Origin of the sequence: uncultured Maricaulis sp. (genome assembly GCF_905480005.1) — a bacterium.
Taxonomy (GTDB): domain Bacteria; phylum Pseudomonadota; class Alphaproteobacteria; order Caulobacterales; family Maricaulaceae; genus Maricaulis.
Genome location: NZ_CAJQOO010000082.1, coordinates 1 through 4,392, shown reverse-complemented (window position 1 = coordinate 4,392; position 4,392 = coordinate 1). Strand labels below are relative to the sequence as shown.

Annotated in this window: 4 protein-coding genes; all 4 read right to left on the bottom strand. The window is 62.6% G+C overall.

The features are described from left to right. On the bottom strand, positions 1 to 355 hold a 355-nt coding region (locus QZ266_RS08170), incomplete at its 3' end, for a secondary thiamine-phosphate synthase enzyme YjbQ (protein WP_295693766.1). Next, complete coding sequence (locus tag QZ266_RS08165) at positions 355 to 609, bottom strand: hypothetical protein (RefSeq protein WP_295693763.1); 255 nt, start codon at positions 607 to 609, stop codon at positions 355 to 357. The genes QZ266_RS08170 and QZ266_RS08165, both read right to left, overlap by 1 nt. Positions 610 to 751: 142 nt before the next feature. Further along, positions 752 to 2,872 carry an RNA polymerase sigma factor RpoD gene (gene rpoD, locus QZ266_RS08160; RefSeq protein ID WP_295693760.1) on the bottom strand — a complete coding sequence of 707 codons (2,121 nt, stop codon included), beginning with the start codon at positions 2,870 to 2,872 and terminating at the stop codon, positions 752 to 754. Between the two features lie 52 nt (positions 2,873 to 2,924). Continuing rightward, positions 2,925 to 4,392, bottom strand: a 1,468-nt coding sequence (locus QZ266_RS08155; protein ID WP_295693758.1) for a toprim domain-containing protein, incomplete at its 5' end; no start/stop codon positions are given.

Here is a 4,392-nt window from a genome sequence, read left to right as displayed (position 1 = left end):
CTTCGCGCCGATGCGGACGGTCGCGGTGCTCGAACAGGTAAAGTCCCTGCCAGGTCCCCAGCAATAATTCCCCCTGCGCGACGGGTATGCCGATCGACGTCTGGGTCAGCGCCGCCTTGATATGCGCCGGCATGTCATCGGCCGGCGGGACAAGGCGCCGGAAGAACGCATTGAGGTCCCGCTGAACGTCCGGATCGGCGTTTTCCTGGATGACAAGCGAGCAGGATGTGTGTCGCACATAGGCCGTGAGCAGTCCGTCGGCGGCATTTGCTTCGCTAGCGAAATTTTGGGCGGCATGGGTGATCTCGTAGAGACCTGGCCCGGTGGTTGGCAGATGGAGGTGGTGAAGGGGCATTACGCATCCCGCTGCTGAGGTCGATACCATTCCCGGTTTCTCAGCCAGAGAATGGCGGGAAGGCCGACAAAGACGAAGCCGTAGAAAGCCGGATAGGCCCAGGCCGGCAATTGCGCCGTGATTTCCGGTGGCAGGGGCCAGATCAGGCGGCGGATCAGTACCAGGGGAATGGTCAGCGCGTAATAGACGGCGATCGGCCACCAGCCGAGGCGGCGGGCGATCGGGAAGCAGAGCCAGCGGATCAAACGGAGCATGGGTCGAGGCTAGACGCTGAAACAAGGACCAGCCACAAAAAAGCCGACCCTCGGGCCGGCTTTTTCAATGTCTGAACTCGTCACGTCCGGATCCCGGATCGCCGCTTTGCGCCGCCCGGGATGATCCACGCCTTGGCGTGGATCAGTTATCCAGGAAGCTCCGAAGTTTCCGCGACCGGCTCGGATGCTTGAGCTTGCGCAGGGCCTTGGCTTCGATCTGGCGGATACGTTCGCGGGTGACCGAGAATTGCTGGCCGACTTCTTCCAGCGTGTGGTCGGTATTCATGCCGATGCCGAAGCGCATGCGCAGAACACGTTCCTCACGCGGCGTCAGGCTGGCGAGCACCCGCGTCGTGGTCTCGCGCAGATTGGCCTGGATGGCAGCGTCGATCGGCAGGACAGCATTCTTGTCCTCGATGAAGTCGCCCAGATGGCTGTCTTCCTCGTCGCCGATCGGCGTTTCCAGGGAGATCGGCTCCTTGGCGATCTTCATCACCTTGCGAACCTTCTCCAGCGGCATGGCGAGCTTTTCGGCCAGTTCTTCCGGGGTCGGTTCGCGACCGATCTCGTGCAGCATCTGACGGCTGGTGCGGACGATCTTGTTGATCGTCTCGATCATGTGCACCGGGATACGGATGGTCCGCGCCTGGTCGGCGATCGAGCGGGTGATCGCCTGGCGGATCCACCAGGTGGCATAAGTCGAGAATTTGTAACCGCGACGATACTCGAACTTATCGACGGCCTTCATCAGGCCGATATTGCCCTCCTGGATGAGATCCAGGAATTGCAGGCCGCGATTGGTGTATTTCTTGGCGATGGAGATGACGAGACGCAGATTGGCCTCGACCATTTCCTTCTTGGCCACACGGGCCTCGCGCTCGCCCTTCTGGACGGTGCGGACGATGCGGCGCAGGTCTTCGATCGGCACACCGGCGCGCTGGGTCAGGTCGGCGAGATCATCACGGATCTTGCCGGCATCCGTGGCTTCACGATCGATGAAGCGGGCCCAGGCCTTGGAGGTGGACGCCATCGAGCCCGGCCATTCCGGATTGAGCTCATTGCCGAAATAGCTGTCCATGAACTGCGCGCGCGGCACGCCATGGGCGTCGGCCATGCGCAGCAGCTTGCCTTCCAGCGCCATGCGTTCCTTGTTGATCGCATAGAGCTGCTCAACCAGTGCCTCGATACGGGCATTGTTGAGGTGCATCGTGTTGAGATTGGTCACGATGGCGTTTTGCAGGCCTTCGTACTTCTCGCGGCTCTGCTTGGTGAGGTCCTTGCCCTCGATACGGGCGGCGACCAGCTTGTCCTGCAGCTTGCGGAAGGCCGCAAAATCGGTGGCGATGGAGTCCAGGGTCTCCATCACGCCATCGCGCAATTCCGCTTCCATGGCCGACAGGGAGAGCGATGCGCCGTCATCATCATCATCGTCATCATCGTCAGACGAGGATTCGCTCTCTTCACCGTCTTCATCATCATCTGACTTGGAGGACTTCTCCTCGTCATCATCATCATCATCGTCGGAGTCGGGCTTGGCGGTGGTGTCACCGGCCGGGGTCGGCGTCTCGCCTTCGCCGGTCTCGTCCTCATCACCATCCTCGGCAGCTTCCGCCTGCTGGCCGCCATAAGTGGCATCCAGGTCGATGATGTCGCGCAGCAGGACCTGACCTTCGGTCAGCTCGTCGCGCCAGACCATGATGGCCTCGAAGGTCAGCGGGCTCTCGCAGAGACCGCGGATCATCGCATTGCGGCCAGCCTCGATACGCTTGGCGATGGCGATCTCGCCCTCGCGGGAAAGCAGCTCGACCGAGCCCATTTCGCGCAGATACATGCGCACCGGATCATCGGTGCGGTCTGCGGATGTCGGGGTGTTCTGACCGGTGACGGCGGTTTTGGAGGCGCCGGCCACTGCACGGCTGTCGCTCTCTTCTTCTTCTTCTTCTTCCTCTTCATCATCGTCATCGCTGTCGTCGGAGCTCGCTGCCGCCTTGGCCGGCTTCGCCGAGGCCTCGGCCGAGTCATCGTCAACATCGGGATCATTATCCACGACATTGATGCCCATCTCTGACAATTGGGCGAGCACGTCCTCGATCTGCTCCGAGGAAAACTCCTCGCTCGGCAGGACCGCATTCAACTCGTCATGGGTGACGTAACCGCGCTTCTTGGCGGTTTTCACCATGTTCTTCACTGACTGATCCGTCAGGTCCAGCAGCGGACCATCCGAATTTTCCGATGCATCATTGGCTTCGGCCGATTTGCTCATTTATTCGTCCCTTGTCGCGCCGCCCTCGAGCGCGCAATTGGAATTATACGCATCAGTTGGATTCCGAACGAGAGCTTTCGTACCGGTAGGCGTCGACCACCTGCCGAAAGCGTTCTGAATCCGCCTGCTTGAGTTCTTCGTCCAGACGGGCACGCGCCTCATCACGACGTGTCTGTGCTTCGCTTCGTTCCATATAGGCGTGAGCCAGCCGCTTCCAAGCCTCTGCCCTCACCTCTGGAGACGCCTCCATACCGCCCAGTTCCGCCCGCATGGGTCTGCGCTCACCGTCCAGCCGCTTCATCTCTGCCGCGTATCCGGCATCGGCCAATTCGGCCCTTAGCGTGTCGGTCTGCACAAACTGCCCAGAAGAGCAGGCGTCTAGAACGGCGTCGCGCAGCCTGTCAAGCGATCCCAACCGCAAAAGCGCCAGCGTTTCGACCTGCGACGCGGCGATTTCCGGGTATTCGATCGCGGCCACCAGCAAAAGCTGCCCGAGCCGGGCCGTCGGATCACCCTGTCTGGACTGCTTGTTACGCAGTTCCGCACTGGCTCCCAGCGGCACACCCTTGCCCGGTCGCCAGGCGCCGCGGCCACTGCGCGACCCGGACTGCGCACGGGTGCCAAAAAGCGCATCCATGCGCTGGTCAAACTCGCGCTTGTATTCCTCACGGATATCCGTGTCGGCGATCTGGGCGACCAGAGACCGGATCCGGCGCCGGAAACCGGCCCGGCGATCCGGGTCATCGAGCGGTTCGACCAGGACTTCACGCTCCCAGATCAGATCCGCCAGCGAGCGGGTCTCACGGAAGATGGCGCGCAGGGCATTGGCCCCCTCCTCGCGCAGGAGATCATCGGGATCCTTGCCATCCGGCATGAAGGCAAAACGCAGCGTCTTGCCCGGCTGCAGGAGCGGCAGGGCGCGGTCAGCGGCCTTGAAGGCGGCCGCACGGCCGGCACTGTCGCCGTCCAGGCACATGACCGGCTCGCCGCCGGCCCGCCACAGAAGCTGTATCTGCTCCTCGGTGACGGCTGTCCCCAGCGGGGCGACGCCATGTTCCAGTCCGGCCCGGGACAGGGCGATCACGTCGAGATAACCCTCGGCGACGATCAGCCCGCGGATGTCTTGCTTGGGATCGGAAGCCGCCTTGCGGGCCTCGGGATAGCGATAGAGCACCGATCCCTTGTGAAAGATCGGGGTTTCCGGCGAGTTGAGGTATTTCGCCCTTGTCTCTTTCGACAGCGCCCGACCGCCAAAACCGACCAGGCGGTTGCGGGGATCATGGATCGGGAAGGTGATGCGGTCGCGGAACCGGTCATAGGGCGAGCCGCTGTCGGGCTCGATCAGGAGACCGCATTCGACCAGGTCGGCAATCGGCGCGCCGGCGGTGACCAGCTCGTCCTTCAGGGCGGTGCGGCTGTCCGGCGCAAAACCGATCCCGTAGCGCACGCAGTCCTCGCCCGTCAGCCCGCGCGATTTGAGATAGCGTCGGGCATCTTCCGCCGCAGGCGTCCGCAAGGCG

What these genes read in the sequence shown, in the direction of transcription:
- QZ266_RS08165 (WP_295693763.1), bottom strand. Translation starts at nt 609, where the DNA reads ATGCTCCGTTTGATCCGCTGGCTCTGCTTCCCGATCGCCCGCCGCCTC.
- rpoD (WP_295693760.1), bottom strand. Translation starts at nt 2,872, where the DNA reads ATGAGCAAATCGGCCGAAGCCAATGATGCATCGGAAAATTCGGATGGT.